This window comes from Leadbettera azotonutricia ZAS-9, assembly GCF_000214355.1.
Lineage (GTDB): Bacteria > Spirochaetota > Spirochaetia > Treponematales > Breznakiellaceae > Leadbettera > Leadbettera azotonutricia.
Genome location: NC_015577.1, coordinates 938,505 through 963,429, shown reverse-complemented (window position 1 = coordinate 963,429; position 24,925 = coordinate 938,505). Strand labels below are relative to the sequence as shown.

Here is a 24,925-nt window from a genome sequence, read left to right as displayed (position 1 = left end):
ACAAGATACTAGCTAAACAGCGGCTTGGTCAATGGAAATTCTTAAATGGCTTCCAAATAATATGGACGGAATTCTTCAGCGTCGCTGCGTATCTTTTTAAGGGCTTTGATTTCGATCTGCCTTACAGTCTCGGGGGAGAGCCCCATTTTATCGCCAATTCTCTTCAGGGTATGGGGCTCGCAGCCATTGAGCTGGTAACGGTACGTAAGTATGCGCCTTTCCCTTTCCATAAGGCTGCCAATAACTTTCATTGCCATATCCCGGGAGGACTTGCGCATCAGTGCGCGTTCGGGGCTGTAGGTATAATCTTCGTGAAGGTCCATGACTGCTATGGAATCCTCATTGCCCCCTTCCATTTCGAGGGATATGAAGCCATTAGTCATATTGAGGACGAATTCAACATCTTCCAGGGGAACCCGAATCTCGGCGGCGATTTCGTCGATCCGGGGCTGGCGCATCAGGATCTGGCTCAAGGTGTGGTAGGCCCGCTGTATCTTGCGGAGTATCTCTTCCTTCCTGTGGGGCAGCCTGATGGCCCGCCGTTTGTTTGCAAGGAAACGGGTGATGGATTGCCTGATCCACCATGCCGCATAGGTTGAGAAACGCACACCCTTGTTATAGTCGTATTTATCGGCTGCCCTCATAAGGCCGACATTGCCTTCCTGGATGATATCGAGAAGGGCAACATCGGAAGTATGGTAGATACGGGCGATCTTTATAACCAGGCGAAGATTGGCTTCTATGAGCCTGCGATGGGCAGCTTTATCGCCCTGCTGTATAAGCCGGGAAAGCTCAAGCTCTTCTTCAAAACTCAAAAGCGGAATAACCTTGATTTGATCAAAGTAAGTCTGCAGTATGTCATCGTTGCCGCATTTAGATTCTTTTTTCTGCATCCTCTTCATATTGCCCCCGGGAATATTCCCATAATATTACTAGCAATTTTCGTGCCAAGTTTTACCAAATTTCTGTAACTCTTTATAGCATAGAGAATTACGATCTTCCGAAGCCTGGGGCTTTCAAGCTAAATGAGATAACTGTATATAAATTCATACAAAACAGATTATTTTATGTGAAAAATTTTATAAAAACTGGAAATTGTAAAGTAGATGTGCTATACTTGGCACATGGATTTAGGGATAACGTCGAAGGAAAAAGACGAAGATGTTTACTATTCTATACAATGGTCGCCTCTGGCAAAGGCGGATCGATGGATTATATCTTCCAAAGTCCCCGCCGTGGCCGGAGTATATGAAATTTATTGGATGGACGACCATGAACACCTCAGGATGCTGTCTGTGGGGAATACCCACTACGGCGGGCTCCGCTCGGAAATTCGCCGTCTGACCGATGCGGAACTAATCACCGATGCCAAAGCAAAGAAAATCCTTGAAGATGAAGAAGTCTGGTTCCGCTATGTGCCTACGAATTCGGTGGCTGCCATGGCCGATATAGTATGGTTTTTCAGAAAGACCTATTTCCCCGAAAATCCCGGGGTAGAGCATTCAGGCCTTTACCGGAAAATCTTCCTGAAGGAATCGGCGCCTGACAAGCTCATCTGGGTTCCCTGAGCAGGTATGATCGAGTACGTAGTTCCGGGCAATATTGACGACCGGGTACTCTCAAGGGCGGTGAAGCTTCTCAACGAAGGGGGCATAGCGGCCTTGCCCACGGACACAAGCTGGGCTCTTGTCTGTTCACTCAAATCCAGGGAGGGCATCAAAAAACTCCGCCACCTTTCGGGCGCCAGGGATGAACGGCACTTCACTCTGCTCTGCTCGGATATCTCCCAGTTCGGCGAATTTTGCAGTCTGGACAATACACGGTTCAGGCTCGTCAAGCGCCTTACCCCCGGGCCCTATGTGTTCGTTCTCAACACCCTCCTGGGGACCGAAAAAACCCTGGGGCTGAAGCGGAAGGAACTTGGGGTGCGCCTTCCGGACCACCAGGTGCCTGTTGCGCTGATAAACGCCCTTGAATGTCCCCTGTACAGTATCACTGCCAAAAAGAATATGGAAGAAAATGATTTTGAAGAAGACAGCCTTTTTGAGGGGGGCTGGGAGCTTGAATCCATTCCTACTGTGGATGTCGTACTTGATCCCGGAGAGGACAGGATTAAAATCTATTCCACCGTCCTCGACCTGAAAGAAGGAGAAGTAAAATTGATACGCCTCGGCGCGGGAGCATGGCCTGTTTGATGGAACAAAAATGGGTGCGGGTCGTCTTTAGACAGCGGGTCTTAATAATCGCATTACTGCTAGCACAGATAGTGTTACTGCTATTTTTTGCCGCAGGGACAAGCATTGCCTTCCGTTACGTGGACTTTGCCCTCAATGGTTTCAGCATTATTGTGAGCCTCTATATACTCAACAAGAAAGAAAAAGCCGCCTTTAAAATAACATGGATATTCATGATACTCCTCTTCCCCATATTCGGGGGGTTGGTATACGCCATCTTCCATACCCAGACTACACCGCGAAAATTAAGGCGTGCCACGCAGGCATCAGACAAGCAATACAGGCCGTTCTTCAAACTTCCCGGAAACAGCCTATCCCTCCTGGCAGGGAAATACAAAGAATGCCTTCCACAGGCCAACTACCTCCAGGAATACGCGGGCTTTCCGATTTATACCCATACTCAATCTGAATTTTTTAATTCCGGCGAGGCTTTTTTTAAAAAAGTCCTCCCTGAGCTTGAAAAAGCCGAAAAATACATTTTTCTTGAATTTTTTATACTCGGCCTTGGGGTCATGCTTAACCCCATCATCGCCATACTGGAAAAGAAAGCCAGGGCGGGCCTTGACATACGCATCATTTATGACGATCTGGGCTGCTTCATGTCCCTACCCTCGAACTATAAAGCCCATCTTGAGCAAAAGGGCATTAAGTGCATGGTGTTTAATCCTTTTAAGCCTGTGCTTTCGTCACTGCAGAACAACAGGGATCACCGCAAAATAATTTCCATAGACGGCAAGGTCGCTTTTACAGGCGGAATAAACCTGGCTGATGAGTACATCAATGCAAGAGAACGCTTTGGCCACTGGAAAGACGCTGCGGTGGTGATCAAGGGGGAAGCTGCCTGGAGCCTCACCCTCATCTTCCTCCAGATGTGGAATATTTACCATAATCAGAAAGATGACCCTGCGGCTTTTTACCCATGGAAAGACAGCCCCTGCACTGTAAAATCAAACGGCTTTGTCCAGCCCTATGCGGACAGCCCCATTGATGAAGAAAATGTCGGCGAGCATGTTTACATTCAAATCATCAACAATGCCAAGGATTATGTTTACATCAACACGCCCTACCTCGTGGTTGACGAAAACCTCCTCTCTGCCCTGACACTGGCCGCTAAAAGCGGAGTGGATGTGCGCATCATTACTCCCCACCGCTGGGACAAATGGATGGTGGCCATCACCTCCCGTTCGTATTACCGCCAGCTAATCAAAGCAGGGGTTAAAGTGTATGAGTACACCGAGGGCTTTAACCATTCCAAGACCTTTGTCTCTGACGACAAGGTTGCCACTGTTGGCACTACGAACCTCGACTTCCGCAGCCTCTACCTTCATTTTGAATGCGGTGTATGGATGTATAAAACCAGGGCCGTAATGGCGGTAAAAAAGACTTCCTCAACACCCTTCCCATCTGCCACGAGATCACCAAAAAAGACTGCGCCAGGAATGCTGTCCAGCGCATAGTGCAGGATGTGCTGCGCCTCTTTGCGCCGTTAATGTAAGGCTAGTCTGCATTGGCTGCAGCGTAATCCTCCAGCAGAAGATTCAAAGCAGCCGACATGGATTTTACAGCCGCCTCAGGGGATTTGCTGCTGGTGAGCATGGAAGAGATCTGGTTCATTATTTCCATATAAAAATCCCGGGAGGGCCCTACGGTAACGCTCAGCATATCGGGGCTTGTTTCGGCAAGCTGGTTCGCCCCCACTAAAGCCTGGGGATTTTCCGAGATGTAGCTTGAGTAGATTGTTTCATCGGAGGAAGCACTATTTACCGGCATATAACCGGTGGCTGCAGCAAAGCGGGCTTGCACCGGGGCAGATGTCATATACTTTACAAATTCCCAGGCAGCGGCTGTTTTTGCGCTGCTCTTCTTATTGAATATGAGCAGGGCAGAGCCTGAAACCGCAGCGCCGAATTTGGCGCCTTCGTTGAGCCTGGGAAAATAAGCACAGCCCAATTCAAATCTGCCGCTAATTTGGGAAAGAAGCCCTGCAAGGTTCGAAGTGGACGCGGTAAGAAAACAGATCTGCTGGGTAAGGAAAAGATTGTTAAGCCCATCAGAAACATTGAGCAATGCCCCTGCATCGTAGAGCTGTTTCCAGGCTTTAAGAAAAGCAAGAAGAGTGCCTTCTGTGTCGCAGACCAGCCTGTCCGCTGTACCATCCCTGCCGTTGCGCATATTCACAAGATAGGAAGAATCAGAATTGATGCCCGGGATCTGGCCTATCCAGTTTGCAAGAAGGGGAGAATTGGGAACCTGGGCAAATGCCGTGAGCTTTTGCCCATTGGCATTAAGAGAGGGAAGTTTTCTTGCAACTTCAATAATTTCTTCGAAGGTGGTTGGAGGTTTTGAAACTCCTGCCGCTTCCAGCATGGTTTTGTTGTAATACATCACCGTTGTGGATGCGGAAACAGGTAGGCCCAGCTGACGGCCGTAATAGTTCCAGGCTTTAAGGGGGGCCTCAAGTATCCGGGAATGATCATAAACGCTGTCGGCTTTGAGGGCGTCATCCACAGTATACGCGAATTCAGAATTAAGATAATCCACCACGCCGGTAGAATCTACCTGCATCACATCGGGAAGGGCTTCGGCCTGGCGGGCTTGAAGCAGGGGGCGTAGTTTAGCTGTAGCGTCCGCATACTGCCCTTGAAAGACGGATTCAACCAGTATGCCTTTTTCCGCCCCCGGCCCTTGGTTGAATTCCCGGACATAGCTTTCAAAGGCCCTGCCCGCGTCATCGGCCATGGAATGCCAAAAACTGATCTTAACCTGATCGGGAACCAACGCTTTGACAGCGGGTGAATTGTTTTTAACACAAGCAAAAGATAAAAGAACCAAAAGAAGCAGAGCCAAGAAGCACAACCCGATTTTCTTCATCAAACCCTCCAGACATTAGCCAACCAATGCTCCAGCGGCTATTCCTCTTACCATGGCCAAGCGCAAAAAGCTGAACAGGAAAAGGGAAGGAATAAGCAATATCGCTACTGCCGCCAATACTAAAGTGTAGTTTGTATCCAACGGGTTGGTCAACATAGCAATGCCTATCTGCACGGTGCGCATTTCTGCCTTATTGGTTACCAGGAGGGGCCAGAGATACGCGTTCCAGAAATTGATAAAGGACTGTACCATCAGGGTAAAAATCACAGGGCTTGAAAGGGGGGCCACCACTCGGGTCAGGTAGCGAAGGTCCCCGCAACCGTCTATAAAGGCAGCATCCCTTAAGGACTGGGGTATGGTTTTAAAATTTTGTCTCAACATGAACATCTGGGAAGCGCCTACCAGGGAAGTTATGCACATGCCGAGATAATTATCCAGCATGTTAAGCCTGGTTATGGTAAGATAGTTAGTCACTATCAATGTATCCGCAGGAAGCATCATGGTCGCGAGGACTACCATAAAGAGCAGGTTCCTCAAAGGGAATTTGAAATACGAAAAGGCATAGGCTGCAAGGACAGCAAAAAGTATTCTCAGGGAACAGCCAAGGCCTGATACAATCACCGAATTGGCCATAAAACGCATAAGCGGGGCGGTTTCAAAAACACTTTTGAAATTGCCCATATTAAGAAAACTATCAGGCAGCAGGGCGGGGGGAAAGACAGAAAGTTCGGCCCTTGTTTTAAACGCAACGCAAATTGTGTATATAATGGGAAAAATAATAATAAATCCCAGAACCAGAGCGGTAATTGATGCAACCCAATCCAGAAAAAAACGGCGCCTTTCTCTCCTGTTCATTGGTAATGCACCCCTCTCCTCTCAAGGAACAAAGCCCCAAGAACCATACCGAAACAAAGGGCGAAGGTCGCCAAACTGATGCAGGAGGCCATGCTGTAATTTGAAGACTGATAACCCGAAGTGTACATCATAAAGATCAGGGTTTCTGTTGAATACCCCGGCTGTCCGCTCGTAATTATCATAACCGGCGTGGAGGTCATCATTGCCAATACTGCATTGGTGCAGATCACATAAAGCACTGTTGGGGTCAGCAGGGGGATCTGTATATAAAAAAGTTTCCTGAAATACCCCGCCCCTTCGAGTTCTGCAGATTCCATTTGCTGGGCAGGGATGTTCCGCAGGGCCGAGAGAAAAAGCAGAAAATCAAAGGGGAAACCTATCCACAAACACACCATCATAATGCCGTAAAGGGCTGTCCCGGGATCCAGGAACCAGCCTGTTTTAAGGTGCAGTATATGGTTAAGTATCCCTACTGCAGGATCAAGAAGCATTTTGAAAATTTGGGAAGCCGCAGCCATGGAAACTGCCATGGGCAGCATGAAGAAGGTTTCGTAAATCATTCCGGGCTTTCGTTTTTTTGTTGCCAGCAGGGCAAGGAAAAATGAAAGAACAAGATTCAAAGGCACAAAGATCAATGTAAGGTAAAGGGTATTCTTAAGAGCTGCCAGAAAAACCGAATCCGTAAAAAGGCGCCTGAAATTTCTTAAGCCGGCAAAACCTAAAATATCGCCCCGGAAATTTACCCGGGAAAAACTATACAAAAAAGTGCGGACAAAGGGATAATACACAAATGCTGCCGCGAATATGAGGATCGGTAGAAGAAAAAAATAAGGTTTTGCTTTTTGGAAGGAAAGGGTTCTCTGCATCACTTTATTATATTATATAGAAAAGGTTATAATAAGACAATATAAACGGAGGTATTTTATGATTCCTTACCATGGTCCTGATGCTGAATATTCCCTGAAGGGCAAAACAGCGATAATTACAGGCGGCGCTGCCGGCATAGGGTTGGCAACTGCGGAATTTTTTGCCAAAAAAGGGGTAAATCTTGTTATTGCGGATCTTAACCCCGAAGCAAACAGCATTGCCAAAAAGCTGGGCTCCGGGAACATAGGCCTTCCGGGAAATATATGCGATGCCAATTACCGGAAGCTGGTTATGGACACCGCAGCAGCAAAATTTGGCGGGGTGGATATTTTGGTGAACAGCGCAGGGATAGTTGCCCTCGAAAAAGCTGAAACCATAAGCGAAGCTTTTTGGGACAGGACTATCGAAATAAACCTTAAAGCCAGCTTTATGATGGCTCAGGTGTTCGGAGCATGGCTCATTGAAAATAAAAAGCAGGGAAGCATAGTCAATATGGCTTCCCAGGCCGGTGTCATAGCCTTGGACAAGCATGTTGCCTATTGCGCCAGCAAGGGCGGCATCATCGCCATGACAAAAGTCCTGGCCTTTGAATGGGGCAAGTACGGGATCAGGGTGAACGCTGTTTCACCCACAGTGGTCCTTACCGAACTGGGGCACAGGGCCTGGGACGGCCCTGTTGGCGAAGCCTTCAAAAAAGAAATCCCTGCCGAGCGTTTTGCAGAACCCGAGGAAATTGCCGGGATTATTGGCTTCCTTTGCAGTGACGCTGCAGCCATGATCACAGGGCATAACCTCCTGGTTGACGGCGGCTATACCATCAAATAGGAAACCCTCGCTACGAATCACAGCCCCAGTTCCATCTGCCCATCGCTCAGGCGATCCCGTTTGCTATAGGGGGAAATTTCCGTATTCCACCCCGCAGCGGCGGCAATTGATCTTGCCACAGGCAAAACCTGGGAATCCATGTAATGATCATAGTCCGGCACAGCATGGGGCATGGATACAGGTTCAGGGCCTCTGACAGTCCAAATGTATTCCACTGTCCCTTTGCGGTTTTTCCAGCCCAGGATTCTGGCTGCCTTTACCTGGGGAGGGGTTGATGAGGTATAAGTTTCAGGCGTCCTTGCAAGGCGCTTCCGGTAAATCAATTTATCATCCAATTCTCCCCGGCGGAGTTTTCTTAGAATTTCAAAAACATATTTTTTAAGATCCTCCTCTGTGCCTGAGGAAAAAACCAATTCCAATAATTCCATCTGTATGCGTCTGGCCAGGGGGGTAGAATCGCTCCTCACTGCTTCCATGCCTTTGACCTCAACTGTAAGGCTTCCATCTTTCCCGATGACCCAGCCCCCGTACCCTTTTGCCCTGCCCTTGCTTTCGCTGATACCCGAAGCATATTGAAGATTCCTTAAAGGGGGTATCATAAAGCGGCGGTAAGCCTTTTCGAAACGCAGTTCCAGGTGCGAGATGAGACCGTACTCTTCATGTATTTTTTCCGCAAGGTGCGCATTGAGTTCCCCGGTAAGGGCTTTCCCAAATTCCAAAAAATCCCCGTTGCCTGCTTTATCACCCAAGCCTGTTTCCACAAAGAGAGAATCCGTATCCCCGTACAGCACTCTATAGCCCTTCGCATTGAACCAATCCCGCGAAAGATAAAGCCACTTTCTGGCAAAGGACGTAATAGCCCCCGCAAGCTCTGTCCTGCCGTAACGGCAGGAAGCTGTTCCAAGGACGCCATAAAAGCTGTTCATCAGGATCTTGTAGACCTGGCTGGCTTCTTCGTCCCCTGCATCAAGGGCTTTTCTGCGCTCTGCAAAATATGCGGCAATCAATTCAGGCAGTATTCCGGGACTGCGGGAAAACAACGCCCCATTGGGGGCGCAAATTGTACCGGTTTCTTCAGCACGGGCATGGGCAAAAGGATCAATATTAAAGGTCAACATAATAGTCGGGTACAGGCTGCGGAAATCAAAAATAGCCACATTGGGGAAGACACCCTGCAAAGGCTCCAGTATTGTTCCGCCCGCAGCTCCCGAAACTTCCCTGCCCAAAGTCTTGGGAGGCTGGGCAATGCCCCTGCCCCACAGTTCCATGCCGTAGATACGCTCAAAACTCACCACGCTGGTCCAGGCTTTATCCAGAGTAACACCTGTATGGGAAGCCCTCTCCACAGTCAAATTGAAGAGGCCGGCTTTGTCCAAAATAAGAGGGACAAGCTCCGCATCCCTCCTGCAGTAAGCGCCGAAACGCAGGGGATCTTCGCGGTAGAGTTTTTCAAGCTCTTCGATTTTCTGATCCCCTGCTGCCGCAACAAGCTTGCCCTCGCCCAGCACTTCCTGGGCAGCAGTTTCCAAAGTATATCCTGAAAGTCTGCGGGGGCCTGACCGCATCACCCTAAGGGCGTCTATGACCTGGCGTCCCGGGACCAGGGCGGCAGCGGATCTCCTCCTGTCGTACCAGGGGGATTCTTCTGTGGTATCTTTGGAAGATTTTTCAGAATTGCTTTGTGAACCAGGAAAGAACTTTGCCAATTCCTGCCCCCGTCCCAGGGCAAAAGGCACATGGTTCAATTCGCAGCGTTCAGCAAGGCGGGGATAATCAAAGTCCAAAAAATTCCAGCCTGTCAAAACATCGGGGTCAGCCTTCCTGACATCCAGCACAAATGCTGCAAGCAGTGATTTTTCATCAGGGTGGAAAATAATACCTTCACAACCAGATTCCCCGGCAGCAAGAACCCGGACAAGGCTGGCAGTATCATTGCTGCCAAAGCTTGAAATTCCCACAGCAAGAATAGTTCCTTTCTTGACATCAGTTTCGATATCTATGGAAAGCAGTTTTAGCGGTATTCTTTTTTTCCCCTTTTCTTTGGGGCTGCAAAGGACGGAATCGCGGAAAACCAAATCCACGAAATGCCCGGGGCGGGAATCCCCCGCGATCTCAACAGGGCCTTTGATCTGCCTTTCCATGAGATAAGCATCTGCGGGCTTGAGATCGCTGTCAGGGCTGGGGACTGCCCCGGCCTCCAACAATTTTACCGCAGAAGATCGATCCGCATAACAGGAAAATTCGAGGAGGACGAGCTTTTCCTTCCCGTCAAAAGATTCGAAGGTTGCCTGGATAATTTTGAAATTGAAGGCAGAGAGCAGGCTTTTGCATCGGTGCAGATCTTTTTCGAAAATATGAAGCGAAGGCCGCCACCGGGTTTCCACTGCTGCAAAGGAACGGCCATCCTCAAAACGGCCCAAAAGGTAAAGCCTGTTCCGGCGAAGATCCACATAACTATGAACCAGGAAACCCCTGTGACTGTCTTTCACCGCAATGCCGGAGTTTTGGGTTTAACCAGCCGTTCCAGAAGGACAGCGTATACCGGCCTTGAACCTATGAGTTCCGCGCTTACAAAGGCCGAAAGTGAAACCAGCATCAGATTACCCAGATGATTGAAGTTGCCGCTCATCTCCAGTATAAGAATCACGCCGGTAACCGGAGCCTTAACCACCCCTGCAAAAAAAGCCGCCATCCCCAGAATGAGGAAATTGATGGCTTGATCCGCCCTGATGAACCCCAGCATGGCAAGAACCTCGCCGAGACCTTCGCCTGCCAAAGCGCCACATGCCAGGAGGGGGAGGAATATACCCCCCGATGTTCCCGAGCCATAACAGAGGCCGGTAAAAACAAACTTTACCGCAAGGAGGATCAGGATCACGTTAAGGGGATGATGCACTACCGACAATGTTTCGATAAGATCATGCCCTCCCCCTGTCGCTTCAAAAAGAAAAAACTTAAGGGTATTGAAACCATGAGAGGAATTATGGGCCTGAAGAGCTGAGGTATACGGAGCCGGTCATATAAATTTAAAAAGAAATAGAGACCTTCCTTAAAGAGGGCTCCAAGCAAACCGCAAATAATGCCCAAAAGGATAACCCAATATATTTCCCCCAGAGGAAGCACTGCGATTTGATAGAAATCAAAAACAGGTTTTGCGCCGAAAAAATAACCTGCTACTGCATCAGCTGTCATGGAAGCGCCCATGACACAGGCCATATAGATGGGAGAAAAGGCTGTCTCAAATTCTTCCAATACAAAAAGCACCCCCGCAAGGGGTGCATTGAACGCAGCCGCAAGCCCTGCAGCCGATGCGGCAGTAAAAAGAAGTTTCCTGTCAGCATGGTTCCGGTGAAAGACCGAAAGAACCCCCTTGCCCACATAAGCGCCTATTTGTATTGAAGGCCCTTCCCTGCCCAGGGAAAGACCTGTGCCTATACTCAGAATGCCGGTGATTATCTTGAGGGGAAGCTCTGTCCTCCAGCCCAGAGTCATTTTCCTTTGCAGCGCACCTTTAACCTGAGGGATGCCGCTTCCTTTTATCATTGGTTTGATTTTAGCGGCCCAGCCGAGGAAGAGGCCAATAACCACAAGGACAAGTATCCAGAGAAGAAGGCAATACAAGGGAAGAGATTTTAGAGATTCATAAATTCCCTTGCGCAGCCCATCGGCTTTGCTCAGTGAAAACCTGAAAAAAACCACCACCAAGCCTGTAAAAAGCCCTATAATGATACTTTCAAAAATCACTGCAAGCCGTGAATTATAAAGATTATTAATGGACGCCGGTACAGAATCCCGGAATTTATGCATGATATTTATCATATCCCAAAAAACTAAACTTCACAAGACAAGCTTCATACGCTATAATGAGCATATGGCAAATATATTTGACTATCTATCCTGGCGGGGGGATTTGGATTTCAGCCAGGCCCCTTTTAATCCGGTGGACAATATCATACTTACCCATCTTTCCTATATTCCGTTTGATAATATAGTTCCAGGATTGGAAGACAAAAAAGTCATCACCATTGCCGAAGCAGCAGAGAGCTTTGCCAGGACTATCAGGCACAATCCTGCCCGTTTTGACAATATCATGATCTCAAAGGACGATCCTGCGCTTCTGTCATTTATGGGTGGTTCCAAACGATATCGGAACCTGGGCCTTGCAGCCTATGTCAATCAAATCGACACAATACAAGAAAAACAATTTGCCGCCCTCACAGTCCTTACTGCCCGTAAAACCCCCTTTGTTACCTACAGAGGCACCGATAATACCCTGGTAGGGTGGAAAGAAGACTTCAACATGAGTTTCAGCAAAGAAGTTCCTGCCCAGGGCGAAGCGGTCCGTTATCTCGAGGATATTGCAGAAAAATACAATGGCCCTATCAGGATAGGGGGACATTCAAAGGGCGGCAATCTGGCAGTCTATGCCGCGTCTTTTTGTTCAAAAAAAGTGCAAAAACATATCTGCGAAATCTATAACAATGATGCCCCTGGTTTTGGCCCTGATATTATAAAAAAAGACGGCTACCAGGCCATTAAGGAGAAGATATTTTCTTTTGTGCCCGAGACTTCGATAATTGGAATGCTTTTTGAACACGAAACCAATTATACAGTGGTTAAAAGCGTTCAGATTGGCCTGCTCCAGCATGATGTGTATTCCTGGGAAGTCGCTTATAATGATGTGGTTCGATTGGATGAGGTAAATAAAGAGAGCCGCTTTATAGACCGAACCATCAAGGAATGGCTTTCAAGCCTGGACAATAAGCAGCGCGAAGGTTTTACCGAAGCCCTCTTTACCATACTTGGATCCACCGAAGCTTCGTCATTCCCTGAACTCGGCACAGGGTGGCTAAAAAACACAGCAGCAATGATACAATCCCTGACCAGCATAGATGAAACTTCCAGGGATATGCTTTTTAAAACTATTGGCGCTCTCCTGGGGGCTGCGAAAAATAATATTCATACCCTGCTTCCGCCTCAGAAGAAAAAGAAAAAACGAGCCCTATAAATTCCTTGGGTCCACTTCTATCCTCTGGGGATGTTTTTTCGCAGAAGAAACAAAAGCCTCAAGATCAAGGGCAGCTTCCCCAAGAATCAAATCCGGATCATAATTGAAAGACAGTTGCGTGGTTTTGCCTTCCGCCAGGGCACGCCCCCATGCTCCATGGTATTGCACAAGATCTTTCACTGCGGGAAGGAGTTCCGCTTTCTTTTTATTCCGGTATTGATTTTCAAGAAAATCAAGCTGGGATTTTTCAATCTCCAGAGAATCCTTTATATTGAGGCCCTCCGTCCTGGCGGCGAATTTGGCAAAAAAATCCGAAGCTTTCATTCTGAGGGGCTTCAATACCTGATTGAACCATGCTACTGCCCTGCCCCGGTTATAAAAAACATCAGCCGCCATAGAAAGTTTTTCCGCCATTTCCAAAGCAGCAGCAGTAAAAGTGCTCGTTTCAATTACCCCATAAGGAGCATTACTGTTCCACTTAAGGCCAAGCTGTTCACCCCAATCCCAAAGACGGGTTCCGGGGAGTACGGATAAACGGAAAATATCAAGGTTATTGGGGCTTAACGAAACAGCAAAATCAAGGCTCTTCCTGTAACCCTCCGGAGTATCGCCGGGAAGGCCATAAATAAGGTCCAGGCCGAAGGTGACTCCTTCTTCGTTGAGGATGTCAATGCGGGAACAAAAACGCCTGGCATCCAGAACACGGCCGATTTTTGCAGACACTTCAGGATCTGAAGTTTGCAGCCCTATCTGCAAGCTTGCTCCGAGGCTTGCAAAGCGGCGGGCCTGGGCACGGGTAATAAGCTCAGCCCTGGCTTCAAAATGCCAATGTATACCCACGGCATGGCTGCTGCTGCGGCACTCTTCTATTATCATATCCAAAAGATGTATAGCCCTGTCATTATCACTGTTAAAAGTTGGATCAAGAACATTAACATAAGAAACTTTTTTTAATATGAAAAAGCTTAATTCTTTCCGCACCCTGTCTTCGGAAAAGCGCCGCACCCGCCTGTCCCCTTTGGATTCAAAACAATACGCGCAAGCATAGGGGCAGCCCCGGGTAAGTTCCCAAAGGACACCTTCCCCAGGCTCTAGTATGCCTTCAAGGTAAGGCGAAGGCAGCAGGCTTAAATCCTCCCCAAAAGGCACATAACTCACGGATTGGGGTATCTGCTCAACATGGAACTTTTCTCCCAGTATTCGTACCGCTTCTTCTTCACCCTCCCCTTTGATAACTGAATCAAAGGGGCCGCCCTGTTTCAAGTTTAGTCCATCGGATAAGGCTGTAGCTTCAGGGCCGCCGCAGAAGAGGAACATATCCGGATTTTTAGCACTGATAGCCCGGGCAGCTTCCAGCATAATACTGCGGTTCCAGCTATAGAGGGAAAACCCGACAGCCCTGGGGTTGAGGCTCAGGATTTTTTCCACCAGAGGCACTGAACCATCGGCAACAAAGCCCTCCACCAAAACAACTGAAAAACCCCTGGCCTTTAGGCAGGCAGCGACAGAGGCAGCCCCCAGAGGAACTGCTTCAGGACAATGTTCAAGATGGGCTGCTGCAAGGACTATTGGGGCAGAATCTTTTTCCATATTCCGATTATACTCTATCTATGACCGAAAGGACTAAGGCCCTGCTGGCATACTCGCCATTTTTCCTTCTTTTCTGTATACTATCAACACTCAAGGAGAGAACGAATGTCCGATCTTGCTACTGAATACCAGGGTAAAGCTACCATGGAAAAAATCACGTCCCTTGCCAAAAGGCGGGGCTTTGTGTTCCAGTCATCAGAAATCTACGGCGGCCAAAACGGCGCCTGGGATTACGGCCCCTTGGGCGTAGAGTTGAAAAACCGCATAGCCAGAAATTGGTGGAAGGAAATGACCCAGCTTCAGGATGATATAGTAGGCCTCGATGCCGCCATCCTGATGCACCCCCGCACCTGGGAAGCCTCGGGGCATGTCGAGAATTTTACCGACCCCCTGGTAGACTGTAAAAAGTGCAAGACCCGTTTCCGGGCTGACCAGATTCCCCCGGAAAATCTTGCTGCAAAAAAATGCCCCGAATGCGGCGGCGAATTAACGGACACCCGCAAGTTCAACCTCATGTTCAAAACCCATATAGGCCCTGCGGAAGACACCGCCAACATCATCTACCTCCGGCCCGAAACCGCCCAGGGTATTTATGTGAACTACAAAAACATCATCCAGTCCAACCGCATGAAGATCCCCTTCGGCATTGCCCAGATTGGCAAGGCCTTCAGGAATGAAATTGTTACCAAAAATTTCATTTTCCGCACCTGCGAATTCGAACAGATGGAAATGCAGTTCTTTGTGAAGCCCGGTACGGACGTGGAATGGTTCAACGAATGGAAAAAACGCCGCTGGGCTTATTACGAAAAGCTCGGGGTAAATATGAATAATCTCCGCTGGCACCAGCATGGCCCGGATGAGCTTGCCCATTATGCCAAAGATGCCTACGACATCGAGTACCTCTTCCCCATGGGCTGGCGCGAGTTGGAAGGCGTACATAATCGATCCAACTATGACCTCACCAGGCACACTGAATTCTCAGGCAAGGATCTCCAGTACATCGATCAGGAAGCAAACAATGAACGTTACATACCCTTCATCATTGAGACATCGGCAGGCCTCACAAGGACCCTCCTCATGGTGCTCAGCGATGCTTATGACGAAGAAAAAGTAGCGGACAAGGGGAATGATGACGACTGGCGTACGGTGCTGCATTTCCATCCCACAGTAGCCCCGGTAACTGTAGCTATACTCCCGCTGATGAAAAAGGACGGCCTTGCCGAACTTGCCCAAGACATACGCAAAGAGCTTAAGGAAGATTTTGCTACCGATTACGATCAGTCCGGCGCAATAGGCCGCCGTTACCGCCGCCAGGACGAGGCGGGCACGCCTTTCTGCGTCACCGTTGATTACGAATCAAAGGAAAATAAAACCGTGACCCTGCGCTTCAGGGATTCTATGGAACAGGCAAGGGTTCCTATAGCTGAGCTTGGCGAGCGGTTAAAAAAAGAGATTAAAGAATATAAGGTGGCTAAGTAGCAAGCCTTTCCCTGGCTTTGTTTCCGGCGAAAATTCTCAAGTATATTTATTCAGGAGTCCGCCTGTCGTCTGCGGTGCGTTTCCTGTATTCAAGGTAATCCCAGCGGGTCACGATGCCCACGAGTTCTCCCTCCTCCACTATGGGGAGGTGGCCTATATGATGCTTGAAAAAAATGCGCTCAATTTCCCTCATGGTAATACTGCTGTTTGAAAAAATAACCGGTTTAGACATATAGGCCCGCACCGGGGACTTCATGCTGTTTGCCTTGCGGCCTTTCATAATATCCCTAAGGCTGATGAAGCCCGTGGGGGTACCGCTGTCATTAACCACCGGCATGCTAGTCAGCTCAACTTTTTCCAAAAATAACGAGGCTTCAAGAAGGCTCATGTTTTCCGTAATCGCATGCACCGGCGATTTCATAATATCCTTGGCCCTGGTAGCAGGGGCCAGGGATTTTTCAAGGTATGCAAGGAACTCCTCTTTAAACTCAGGCCCTTCCCTGTTGGAAATCTTTGCCGATGCTGCAAGGTGATGCCCGCCGCCCCCATAGGGCTGGAGAAGTTCGTGAAGATCTATCTTTTCCTTCTGGCTGCGGGTAATGAGCAATATGGTTTTGCTTTTTTTAATGGAAAAAATCGCAAAATACGCATCCGGATTTTCTATATCCATTATTTTTTCGACAATCGCCGCAAGACCCGGGATATTTTCATCAAGCTCAAAATTACTTATGAGTATCACATGACCCTGAATATTGAATTGCTCAACAGAAAGAAGAAGCTGATTCAAAAGCAAAATCTGATCATCCTCTTTAATGGTTTCGAGGAATGACTTTACCAGTTTTAAGGAAGCCCCCATATCAAAAAGCCATGCAGCAACTTCAAAATCCTCGCGGGACACATTCTCGTATATAAGCCGGCCTGTATCAGCATAAATGCCCGTAAGGGCTATGGTGGCTTCTTCGGGTAGCAAGGTTATTCCCTGCTTCATTGCCAACTTCCCAAGGAAAGACGTATTGGCGCCGAAATTCCCTTTTTCGAGGCTGGCCCCCAGTATATCGCAATTCGCCGCATGGTGATGGTCAAAAATCCTGATACTTGGGCTTGAATTGCGTATATTACCAAAATATTCGTTTACCCTGTCAGCTGTACAGGTATCTACGATGATAATATTATCAATCTGCTCGTCCATAAGATCTTTGGGGTTCAAAAAATCAAAATAGCCCTCATACAAATAGTAAAGGCTTTGCGCCGCAGGATGTATGAGCCTCGATTTTACCAGCCTGAAATCGGGAAAAAGTTTTTTGATCAAAATGAGGGAACCGAGACAATCCAAATCAGTATTTGTATGGCCAAAAGCAACATTCATATTGTGGATTTTACCATCTTTCAATCCGCTTTATAAGCACCTGCTCCTCTTCAACGCTGCCAGCGGCAATACAGGGATATTAAAAGCGTGACAGCGAACAAACTGAAAAAAAGGGAGGCCGATGTATTCAGCCTCCCTTTTTTATGGTTTTACCGGACTTCTTTAGTTTCCCGCAAACTTAATAGCGTAATACTTTTCAGGGATAACCTGATTCGTGGTGGGCAGGTACTTACCGGGACTTCCCATGATATAGGTGTCCATATAGACAAGCAGATGATTTCTTGCCCGTATCCCGGTGTTGGCATCTGTGTAGTAGGCGCCGTTCCATTTGGCCCCGGGGGTAAACTCGCTCAAAGCGGCCCACATGTCCGCCAGGTTGCCTAATTGGGCTTTGCCCTCCACAACACGCTTGGCATACTCACCCCAGCCTGCACTTTGGGTATAGCCGTAGGAGAATGCCCATGTGCCGAACTTGCCGGAACCGCCTTTGGCGATCACCCCTTCTTCAACCTTTTTGAGGATAGCGGGGAAATTGCCGGTTTCCGCAGAGAGGTCAAGGCCCAATGCTCCGGGGTAACCCATGAGGGGCGAAGGCAGGTCGGCTTCCACGAACATTCCGCCATAGGTAAAGAGCTGACGGAGCAGGGGCTCTGTGTGGGCATCGTTGGTACAGAAGAACACCGTATCCTTGCCGTACTGCTGGATCCACTGGGGGGTCTGCTCAAGGATGTACTGCTGAGCGCCGGCAATACCCACATCGCTGGTCGGGTCCGGAGCGGTAACGAACACGAATCTGATGCCCAGATCTTTACAGGCTTCTTCCATTATTTGGCGGCGCAGGCCCAGGGACTCGTAGCTCATGTGCCTGGGGAATGAGATATGCACAAAGGTCTTGGCCCCAAGCTGCTTTGCAGCCCAAGGGATAAGGTAACCCCGGCTTACAAAGTCGGCGTTGGTCGCCAGGTCCGCAGACTGCTGGATCACCAGGGGGTCTTCGTGAGCTTCAGCGGCGATGCAGATGATGTCCGGCCGCTTCTCCTTGACCCGCTTGAAAGCCTCGGCGGTACCAGGGATGGCATTGTTCACAATGATAGCTTTCATCAAGGGATCGTCCGCCAAAGTACTCACCTGGGAGATAAACACTTCCTGCTGATCCATAAAATTGTCCGGGTAAGTGATGTGCTGGATCATACCGCCGTCGCTCACTCTTCCGTAGCGGCGGATAAGCTCCTCCGCGCCCCGCAGATCGTCTTCCGCCTGGGAAACCGTCTCGGTAACAATACCGATGTGGAAGGCGGCCTTTGCAGGAGCCGCACTGCTCTGCTGCTTGCTGCCGCCCGCGAAAGCAAGGGCGCCCCCCATGACCAGGGCAAGCGCCAATAAACCAAATCTTTTCATGAAATCCTCCTTAAAGAATTGAAATAATTGATATAATAAACATTATTTTTGAAAAAAGATAGAGGAGGACTCACAGCAATTAAATATCTCGCGCGCTGTCCTGCGCGACTTTCCCACCGCTCAGATTTCGGGCAAAAAAAAGCCTGGCAACGACCTACTTTCCCACCGCTTTGAGCGGCAGTATCATCGGCGTAAGAGGGCTTAACTTCTGTGTTCGGAATGGGAACAGGTGTAACACCTCCACTATAGTCACCAAGCATTATCAACAACGCTTAATCGGAGCTTGCGGAACAAACCCCAAGGCTAGGGACACTGGGGTTTGCTTTAGCAAACTCCTACGAACAATAATATGGTCAAGCCTCACGGCAGATTAGTATTGGTCGGCTGAATACATTGCTATACTTAGACCTCCAACCTATCGACCAGGTAGTCTTCCTGGTGCCTTCAGGGGGGTCGAACCCCCAGGGAAAGTTAATCTTGAGGTGGGCTTCCCGCTTAGATGCCTTCAGCGGTTATCCCTTCCGAATGTAGCTACCCAGCACTTGCCCTTGGCAGGACAACTGGTACACCAGAGATTCGTCCATTTCGGTCCTCTCGTACTAAAAACAGCTCCTCTCAACTTTCCAACGCCCATGGCAGATAGGGACCGAACTGTCTCGCGACGTTCTGAACCCAGCTCACGTACCGCTTTAATTGGCGAACAGCCAAACCCTTGGGACCTGCTTCAGCCCCAGGATGCGATGAGCCGACATCGAGGTGCCAAACCTTCCCGTCGATGTGAACTCTTGGGGAAGATCAGCCTGTTATCCCCGGAGTACCTTTTATCCGTTAAGTGACGGCGCTTCCACTCGCTACCGCCAGATCACTAAGACCTACTTTCGTACCTGCTCGACCTGTCAGTCTCGCAGTCAAGCCTCCTTGTGCCTTTACACTCATATCCTGATTTCCAACCAGGACGAGGAGACCTTCGCGCACCTCCGTTACTCTTTGGGAGGCGACCGCCCCAGTCAAACTGCCCGCCTATCGCTGTCCCTGTCCCCGCTTCAGGGGACAGGTTAGAAACCTAATCTAACAAGGGTGGTATTTCACCGTCGGCTCCGAGCAAGCTAACGCCCACTCCTCACAGCCTCCCACCTATCCTACACATGCCAGATCAAGTCCCCATGATAAGTTGCAGTGAAGGTTCACGGGGTCTTTCCGTCTAACCACGGGTAACCGGCATCTTTACCGGTACTTAAATTTCACCGAGCTTCGCGTTGAGACAGCTCCCAGATCGTTACACCTTTCGTGCGGGTCGGAACTTACCCGACAAGGAATTTCGCTACCTTAGGACCGTTATAGTTACGGCCGCCGTTTACCGGGGCTTCAGTTCACAGCTTCGCCTTGCGGCTAACCGCTCCCCTTAACCTTCCGGCACCGGGCAGGTGTCAGCCCCTATACGTCTCATTGCTGATTCGCAGAGGCCTGTGTTTTTGGTAAACAGTCGCCTGGGACTGCTTTGTGTCACCACCAGTAACGCATTGCTGCACCACCAGTGGCCATACTTCTTCCGAAGTTACGTATGCATTTTGCCGAGTTCCTTAACGCGAATTCTCTCGAGCGCCTTAGATTTCTCATCCCGCCTACCTGTGTCGGTTTACGGTACGGTCTTAGCAAGCCTAGCTTTAGGGATTGTTTCTTGGCACCGTGATTACGCCCGCTTCGCTTCGCCGTAGCTCCGCTCGCGGTCACGCCTCATCTAGAATGGCGGATTTGCCTGCCACTCCAATAACTTGGCGCTTCGACCGGGACAACCGTCGCCCGGCCGGGTTTCACCTCATGCGTCATCCCCTCAAAACTTGCTAAGGTACTGGACTCTGGACCAGTTTCCCATCGACTACGACTTTCGTCCTCGCCTTAGGGGCCGACTTACCCTGGGCAGATGACCTTTACCCAGGAATCCTTAGGCTTTCGGCGGAGGGGGATCTCACCCCTCTTTTCGTATACTTATACCTGCATTCTCCCTTCCACTTCCTCCAGCATGCTTTACAGCACGCCTTCTTCGGTCCGTGGAATGCTCCCCTACCGTCCAACATTTGCATGTTGAACCCGTAGCTTCGGTATGCCGCTTAGCCCCGTTACATTGTCTGCGCGCCATGACTCGACCAGTGAGCTATTACGCACTCTTTTAAGGAATGGCTGCTTCTAAGCCAACCTCCTGGCTGTCTTCGCCATCGCACATCATTTCACACTTAGCGGCATTTCGGGACCTTAGCTGACGGTCTGGGCTTTTTCCCTCTCGACTACGAACCTTGTCGCCCGCAGTCTCACTCCCATCCGTTGTCTTTAGACATTCGGAGTTTGATTGGGTTTGGTAGGCGGTGAAGCCCCCTAGTCCATCCAGTGCTCTACCTTCTAAAGATTTGGATGAGGCTGTCCCTCAAGGCATTTCGGGGAGAGCCAGCTATTTCCAAGTTTGTTTAGTCTTTCGCTCCGAGTCACAAGTCATCCCTGCCTTTTTTAACAGACTAGGGTTCGGCCCTCCACTCGGTTTTACCCGAGCTTCAGCCTGCTCATAACTAGATCACTTGGCTTCGGGTCTGCGACAGCATACTATGCGCCCTATTAAGACTCGGTTTCCCTCCGGCTCCGCGACTTCCATCGCTTAACCTCGCATGCTATCGCAACTCGCAGGCTCATTCTACAAAAGGCACGCCATCACCGGCTCGCGCCGGCTCTGACCTGTTGTGGGTTTACGGTTTCAGGTTCTCTTTCACTCCCCTCGCCGGGGTTCTTTTCGCCTTTCCCTCACGGTACTTCTGCGCTATCGGTCGTATCTCGTTTTTAGCCTTGGATCGTGGTCGACCCGGATTCCGGCAGGGTTTCTCGTGCCCCGCCGTACTCAGGTACCGTCCTGCAGAGCCATCGCCATTTCGCGTACGGGGATTTCACCCTCTTTGTCCTGCTTTCCCAAAACAGTTCCGCTATGTCGATGGTTTGTCACTCCGCCCCTTGCGGGCAGACGGCCCTACAACCCCGTTCTGATGAACGGTTTAGGCTCTTCCGATTTCGCTCGCCGCTACTTTCGGAATCTCGTTGATTTCTTTTCCCAGGGTACTGAGATGGTTCAGTTCCCCTAGTTCCGCTTCCGCACCCTATGTATTCAGATGTCGGATAGCAGCCTCGCGGCTGCTGGGTTACCCCATTCGGCCATCCCGGGATCACAGAATGTGTGCTTCTCCCCCGGGCTTTTCGCAGCTTGCCACGGCCTTCTTCGCCTCGATACGCCAAGGCATCCACCGTAAACCCTATTCTCGCTTGACCATATTATTGTTCGTTCCAGCCTTTCGACTGGATTGGTAAAATCCTATTGGATTCTACTCCATGTCCCTTCCCTATGTGTTTCAAAGAACTTTATAAAAACCCTTTCGGGGTTCTTAATATTACTAAATTGGAATTGGAGATAAGGAGATTCGAACCCCTGACATCCAGCTTGCAAAGCTGGCGCTCTACCAGCTGAGCTATATCCCCGCTTAGTCTTTTATCTGTATCGTTCTATAATAAATAGAACGGTAACATTCAAAAAAAGGGAAAAGGAGAAGAAAGATTGTATCGAGAGGTGGGAAAAGCTTTGCAGCTTTTGCCTTGGAGTTTTGTAAACAAAACTCCACTGCTACTTAATGCTCATTAAGTTAGCAGTCTTTTGGCAGCAGCCCCTTTTGCAGGACCATTGCCAGGAGGGCTCTTTCGAAACCCTCCTTGCCGGGACTGTTCATAAGCCCCGTTCCCTTTCACAGTGAAAGGAGGTGATCCAGCCGCACTTTCCAGTACGGCTACCTTGTTACGACTTCACCCTCCTCACTAAATTTACCTTGGACAGCGCTCCCCTTGCGGTTAAGCTACCGGCTTTGGGTACCTCCAACTCGGATGGTGTGACGGGCGGTGTGTACAAGGCCCGGGAACGTATTCACCGCGCCATGCTGATGCGCGATTACTAGCGATTCCAACTTCATGAAGTCGGGTTTCAGACTTCAATCCGAACTACGGGCGGCTTTCGGCGTTTCGCTTGTTCCTCGCGGATTCGCTTCGCTTTGTACCGCCCATTGTAGCACGTGTGTAGCCCTGGACATAAGGGCCATGATGACTTGACGTCATCCCCACCTTCCTCCGGTTTGTCACCGGCAGTTCCGCCAGAGTCCTCACCGTTGCGTGTTAGTAACTGGCAGTAGGGGTTGCGCTCGTTGCGGGACTTAACCCAACACCTCACGGCACGAGCTGACGACAGCCATGCAGCACCTGTGATAGCGCGCCTTGCGGCGCTGAAACATCTCTGCTCCATTCGCTACCATGTCAAACCCAGGTAAGGTTCCTCGCGTATCATCGAATTAAACCACATGCTCCACCGCTTGTGCGGGCCCCCGTCAATTCCTTTGAGTTTCACCCTTGCGGGCATACTCCCCAGGCGGTGCACTTATCACGTTCGCTCCGGCACTGAACCGCTCGGTCCAACACCTAGTGCACATCGTTTATAGTGCGGACTACCAGGGTATCTAATCCTGTTTGCTCCCCGCACTTTCGCGCCTCAGCGTCAGTCATTGGCTAGCAGTTCGCCTTCGCCACCGGTGTTCTTCCGAATATCTACAGATTTCACCCCTACACTCGGAATTCCAACTGCCCCTCCATGACTCTAGTCACACAGTTTCCAATGCAGTGCCGAAGTTGAGCTTCGGTATTTCACACCAGACTTGCATAACCGCCTACGCGCCCTTTACGCCCAATAATTCCGAACAACGCTCGCCCCTTACGTGTTACCGCGGCTGCTGGCACGTAATTAGCCGGGGCTTATTCACCAGCTAACGTCATCGCGCGGGCATTCCCTCCCTCGCTTATTCTTCGCTGGCAAAAGGATTTTACAACCTTTCGGCCTTCGTCATCCACGCGGCGTCGCTCCGTCAGACTTTCGTCCATTGCGGAATATTCTTAGCTGCTGCCTCCCGTAGGAGTTTGGGCCGTATCTCAGTCCCAATGTGGCCGTTCACCCTCTCAGGCCGGCTACCCATCACAGGCTTGGTGGGCTCTTACCCCGCCAACTACCTAATGGGACGCGGGCCCATCCCAAGGCGGCGCCGAAGCGCCTTTCTTTATCGGGCCACAGCCCAATAACCACATTCGGTATTACCCACTATTTCTAATGGCTATCCCCAGCCTTGAGGTAGGTCACCCACGCGTTACTCACCAGTCCGCCGCTCTAGGGGGGATTGCTCCCCCTTGCCGCTCGACTTGCATGCTTAAGACGCGCCGCCAGCGTTCGTTCTGAGCCAGGATCAAACTCTCCATGATATAGTTTCTGACGACCCGAAGGCCGAAAGAATTATCCATTTCAAGTCGATGGCTTTCGCCATCGTCCTTCCCTCGATACGCTCGCTTCAATATCTCCAGTTTCCTGAAAACATCTCTGCTGGCTTGGCAGGAACGCTTCCGCGCCCCTGTCGTAATCTTTCTTTCTCCCCTTCCCTATATTGCCAAAGAACTGTTCTTGGGCTGGCCTTCCGGCTGCCCTGCCCGCCTTAACCTTCAGGTTTTTAGGCGGGTTCCGAGACATTACTACACCTCTTGAGTCTTTGTCAAGTGGGTTTAGCGATTTTTTGAGTATTTTTCTCTTTTTCCAGAGAATCCCAACAAAATCAGTAAAATAACGCTTCAGCCACCTTTTTGGTGGTAACAATAAATATAGCTCATCTTGATCTAAAAAGTCAAGTACTATGCCTTATTTTTATCGGTTTTTAGCAGAAAAAATGAAATTTTTGTCGATTTTTTTGCTTCTTCCATTATATTATTTCTTATTCTTATATATAGAAACATAATCAAAGAATGAAATCGCGGAAATTATGACTGAAATCAGGAAAATTACACATGCAACAGTGGCTAAAACCCGGTAAATAGAGCCTTCAAGCCCCAAGCGGAGGGCACTGGAGGCCAAAAGGGCGCAGGCGACTGCCAAAATATAAGTGACGGTCTTAATTTTGCCCCCGATTCGGGCGCCGAGGGCTATCCCCTTCCTCAACATGAGGTTTCTGATAAAGAGAATGCCAAATTCCCGGTAGATTACAAGAAGAAAAAGGATGGCCGGCAGAATTCCATCCACAACAAAGCAGAAAAAATAGGTAAGCTGGGTCAGGGTATCCGCAAAAGGATCGTAGAGCTTGCCAAAATCGCTCACCTCACCCCGCTTCCGGGCTAACCAGCCATCAAGGAAATCGGTAAATTCAGATATGATGAAGATGAACCAGAGCACGATCACTATCCACAGGGGACTAACCCCAATAGCATCGGGCAAAAACCGGGGCAGAAGGTAAATAGCAAAAAAAAGCGGAGCTAGAATCAGACGGAGAGAGGTTACTTTATCAGCCAGAGTCATAGGAATAGTATGCGGGTAGCCTTGACGGGTGTCAA

At 49.5% G+C, this 24,925-nt stretch carries 16 protein-coding genes, 1 tRNA gene, 3 rRNA genes and 1 pseudogene; 6 read left to right on the top strand and 15 right to left on the bottom strand.

Annotated elements, in window-relative coordinates; genetic code table 11:
* Positions 1 to 41: 41 nt before the first annotated feature.
* On the bottom strand, positions 42 to 902 hold the full coding sequence (locus TREAZ_RS04265; protein ID WP_015710580.1) for a sigma-70 family RNA polymerase sigma factor: 861 nt from the start codon (positions 900 to 902) through the stop codon (positions 42 to 44).
* Positions 903 to 1,124: 222 nt separating this feature from the next.
* On the opposite strand from TREAZ_RS04265, the gene TREAZ_RS04260 reads away from it, so the two are divergent.
* From TREAZ_RS04260 to cls, 3 genes are read left to right on the top strand one after another with little or no spacing between them, the layout of a single operon-like run.
* The gene (locus tag TREAZ_RS04260) at positions 1,125 to 1,568 is read left to right on the top strand and encodes a hypothetical protein (protein ID WP_015710579.1); all 444 of its coding nucleotides are present in this window, start codon (positions 1,125 to 1,127) and stop codon (positions 1,566 to 1,568) included.
* Between the two features lie 6 nt (positions 1,569 to 1,574).
* On the top strand, positions 1,575 to 2,195 hold the full coding sequence (locus tag TREAZ_RS04255; RefSeq protein ID WP_015710578.1) for an L-threonylcarbamoyladenylate synthase: 621 nt from the start codon (positions 1,575 to 1,577) through the stop codon (positions 2,193 to 2,195).
* The gene (gene cls, locus TREAZ_RS04250; RefSeq protein WP_245535090.1) at positions 2,195 to 3,691 is read left to right on the top strand and encodes a cardiolipin synthase; all 1,497 of its coding nucleotides are present in this window, start codon (positions 2,195 to 2,197) and stop codon (positions 3,689 to 3,691) included. The genes TREAZ_RS04255 and cls overlap by 1 nt, the downstream gene beginning before the upstream one ends.
* A gap of 40 nt (positions 3,692 to 3,731) precedes the next feature.
* Here the strand turns inward: cls and TREAZ_RS04245 are convergent, their stop codons facing one another.
* The 3 genes from TREAZ_RS04245 to TREAZ_RS04235 are packed head-to-tail and all read right to left on the bottom strand — an operon-like array spanning position 3,732 to position 6,826.
* Positions 3,732 to 5,105 carry an extracellular solute-binding protein gene (locus TREAZ_RS04245; protein WP_015710577.1) on the bottom strand — a complete coding sequence of 458 codons (1,374 nt, stop codon included), beginning with the start codon at positions 5,103 to 5,105 and terminating at the stop codon, positions 3,732 to 3,734.
* A 15-nt stretch (positions 5,106 to 5,120) separates the two neighbouring features.
* The gene (locus tag TREAZ_RS04240; RefSeq protein ID WP_015710576.1) at positions 5,121 to 5,960 is read right to left on the bottom strand and encodes a carbohydrate ABC transporter permease; all 840 of its coding nucleotides are present in this window, start codon (positions 5,958 to 5,960) and stop codon (positions 5,121 to 5,123) included.
* Positions 5,957 to 6,826, bottom strand: a complete 870-nt coding sequence (locus tag TREAZ_RS04235; RefSeq protein WP_015710575.1) for a carbohydrate ABC transporter permease — start codon at positions 6,824 to 6,826, stop codon at positions 5,957 to 5,959. The genes TREAZ_RS04240 and TREAZ_RS04235 overlap by 4 nt, the downstream gene beginning before the upstream one ends.
* Before the next feature lie 58 nt (positions 6,827 to 6,884).
* Between TREAZ_RS04235 and TREAZ_RS04230 the strand changes: the two genes are divergently transcribed.
* A complete protein-coding gene (locus TREAZ_RS04230) occupies positions 6,885 to 7,652 on the top strand; it encodes a GolD/DthD family dehydrogenase (protein WP_015710574.1) in 768 nt (255 codons plus the stop codon).
* 17 nt (positions 7,653 to 7,669) lie between these two features.
* Here the strand turns inward: TREAZ_RS04230 and TREAZ_RS04225 are convergent, their stop codons facing one another.
* Positions 7,670 to 10,141: a DNA polymerase domain-containing protein gene (locus tag TREAZ_RS04225; RefSeq protein WP_015710573.1), complete on the bottom strand. Its 2,472-nt coding sequence runs from the start codon at positions 10,139 to 10,141 to the stop codon at positions 7,670 to 7,672.
* A pseudogene (locus tag TREAZ_RS04220) lies at positions 10,138 to 11,195 on the bottom strand (ClC family H(+)/Cl(-) exchange transporter). The gene TREAZ_RS04225 and the pseudogene TREAZ_RS04220 overlap by 4 nt, the downstream one beginning before the upstream one ends.
* Before the next feature lie 328 nt (positions 11,196 to 11,523).
* On the opposite strand from TREAZ_RS04220, the gene TREAZ_RS04215 reads away from it, so the two are divergent.
* Complete coding sequence (locus tag TREAZ_RS04215; protein ID WP_043923284.1) at positions 11,524 to 12,660, top strand: DUF2974 domain-containing protein; 1,137 nt, start codon at positions 11,524 to 11,526, stop codon at positions 12,658 to 12,660.
* Here TREAZ_RS04215 and TREAZ_RS04210 read toward each other — a convergent pair.
* The gene (locus TREAZ_RS04210) at positions 12,655 to 14,250 is read right to left on the bottom strand and encodes a B12-binding domain-containing radical SAM protein (RefSeq protein WP_015710571.1); all 1,596 of its coding nucleotides are present in this window, start codon (positions 14,248 to 14,250) and stop codon (positions 12,655 to 12,657) included. The genes TREAZ_RS04215 and TREAZ_RS04210 overlap by 6 nt on opposite strands.
* Positions 14,251 to 14,355: 105 nt before the next feature.
* Here TREAZ_RS04210 and TREAZ_RS04205 point away from each other — a divergent pair, with 105 nt between their 5' ends.
* Positions 14,356 to 15,729, top strand: coding sequence for a glycine--tRNA ligase (locus TREAZ_RS04205; protein ID WP_015710570.1), 1,374 nt, complete (start codon positions 14,356 to 14,358; stop codon positions 15,727 to 15,729).
* 46 nt (positions 15,730 to 15,775) lie between these two features.
* On the opposite strand, the gene TREAZ_RS04200 is transcribed toward TREAZ_RS04205, so the two are convergent.
* The 8 genes from TREAZ_RS04200 to pgsA form a co-directional block, all read right to left on the bottom strand.
* On the bottom strand, positions 15,776 to 17,095 hold the full coding sequence (locus TREAZ_RS04200) for a CBS domain-containing protein (protein ID WP_043922827.1): 1,320 nt from the start codon (positions 17,093 to 17,095) through the stop codon (positions 15,776 to 15,778).
* A gap of 162 nt (positions 17,096 to 17,257) precedes the next feature.
* Positions 17,258 to 18,493, bottom strand: coding sequence for a DUF3798 domain-containing protein (locus tag TREAZ_RS04195; RefSeq protein WP_015710568.1), 1,236 nt, complete (start codon positions 18,491 to 18,493; stop codon positions 17,258 to 17,260).
* A gap of 141 nt (positions 18,494 to 18,634) precedes the next feature.
* Positions 18,635 to 18,750: ribosomal RNA gene (rrf, locus tag TREAZ_RS04190) — 5S ribosomal RNA — on the bottom strand.
* A 92-nt stretch (positions 18,751 to 18,842) separates the two neighbouring features.
* Positions 18,843 to 21,796 (bottom strand): 23S ribosomal RNA (locus tag TREAZ_RS04185).
* A 134-nt stretch (positions 21,797 to 21,930) separates the two neighbouring features.
* Positions 21,931 to 22,003: transfer RNA gene (locus tag TREAZ_RS04180), tRNA-Ala, on the bottom strand.
* Positions 22,004 to 22,271: 268 nt separating this feature from the next.
* Positions 22,272 to 23,812: ribosomal RNA gene (locus tag TREAZ_RS04175) — 16S ribosomal RNA — on the bottom strand.
* The 16S, 23S and 5S rRNA genes sit together here with 1 tRNA gene alongside, the layout of an rRNA operon.
* 40 nt (positions 23,813 to 23,852) lie before the next feature.
* Positions 23,853 to 24,197: a hypothetical protein gene (locus TREAZ_RS18005; RefSeq protein ID WP_148257680.1), complete on the bottom strand. Its 345-nt coding sequence runs from the start codon at positions 24,195 to 24,197 to the stop codon at positions 23,853 to 23,855.
* A gap of 108 nt (positions 24,198 to 24,305) precedes the next feature.
* Positions 24,306 to 24,890, bottom strand: a complete 585-nt coding sequence (gene pgsA / locus TREAZ_RS04165; RefSeq protein ID WP_015710566.1) for a CDP-diacylglycerol--glycerol-3-phosphate 3-phosphatidyltransferase — start codon at positions 24,888 to 24,890, stop codon at positions 24,306 to 24,308.
* Positions 24,891 to 24,925 lie beyond the last annotated feature (35 nt).

What these genes read in the sequence shown, in the direction of transcription:
- TREAZ_RS04265 (WP_015710580.1), bottom strand. Translation starts at nt 902, where the DNA reads ATGAAGAGGATGCAGAAAAAAGAATCTAAATGCGGCAACGATGACATA.
- TREAZ_RS04260 (WP_015710579.1), top strand. Translation starts at nt 1,125, where the DNA reads ATGGATTTAGGGATAACGTCGAAGGAAAAAGACGAAGATGTTTACTAT.
- TREAZ_RS04255 (WP_015710578.1), top strand. Translation starts at nt 1,575, where the DNA reads ATGATCGAGTACGTAGTTCCGGGCAATATTGACGACCGGGTACTCTCA.
- cls (WP_245535090.1), top strand. Translation starts at nt 2,195, where the DNA reads ATGGAACAAAAATGGGTGCGGGTCGTCTTTAGACAGCGGGTCTTAATA.
- TREAZ_RS04245 (WP_015710577.1), bottom strand. Translation starts at nt 5,105, where the DNA reads ATGAAGAAAATCGGGTTGTGCTTCTTGGCTCTGCTTCTTTTGGTTCTT.
- TREAZ_RS04240 (WP_015710576.1), bottom strand. Translation starts at nt 5,960, where the DNA reads ATGAACAGGAGAGAAAGGCGCCGTTTTTTTCTGGATTGGGTTGCATCA.
- TREAZ_RS04235 (WP_015710575.1), bottom strand. Translation starts at nt 6,826, where the DNA reads ATGCAGAGAACCCTTTCCTTCCAAAAAGCAAAACCTTATTTTTTTCTT.
- TREAZ_RS04230 (WP_015710574.1), top strand. Translation starts at nt 6,885, where the DNA reads ATGATTCCTTACCATGGTCCTGATGCTGAATATTCCCTGAAGGGCAAA.
- TREAZ_RS04215 (WP_043923284.1), top strand. Translation starts at nt 11,524, where the DNA reads ATGGCAAATATATTTGACTATCTATCCTGGCGGGGGGATTTGGATTTC.
- TREAZ_RS04210 (WP_015710571.1), bottom strand. Translation starts at nt 14,250, where the DNA reads ATGGAAAAAGATTCTGCCCCAATAGTCCTTGCAGCAGCCCATCTTGAA.
- TREAZ_RS04205 (WP_015710570.1), top strand. Translation starts at nt 14,356, where the DNA reads ATGTCCGATCTTGCTACTGAATACCAGGGTAAAGCTACCATGGAAAAA.
- TREAZ_RS04200 (WP_043922827.1), bottom strand. Translation starts at nt 17,095, where the DNA reads ATGAATGTTGCTTTTGGCCATACAAATACTGATTTGGATTGTCTCGGT.
- TREAZ_RS04195 (WP_015710568.1), bottom strand. Translation starts at nt 18,493, where the DNA reads ATGAAAAGATTTGGTTTATTGGCGCTTGCCCTGGTCATGGGGGGCGCC.
- pgsA (WP_015710566.1), bottom strand. Translation starts at nt 24,890, where the DNA reads ATGACTCTGGCTGATAAAGTAACCTCTCTCCGTCTGATTCTAGCTCCG.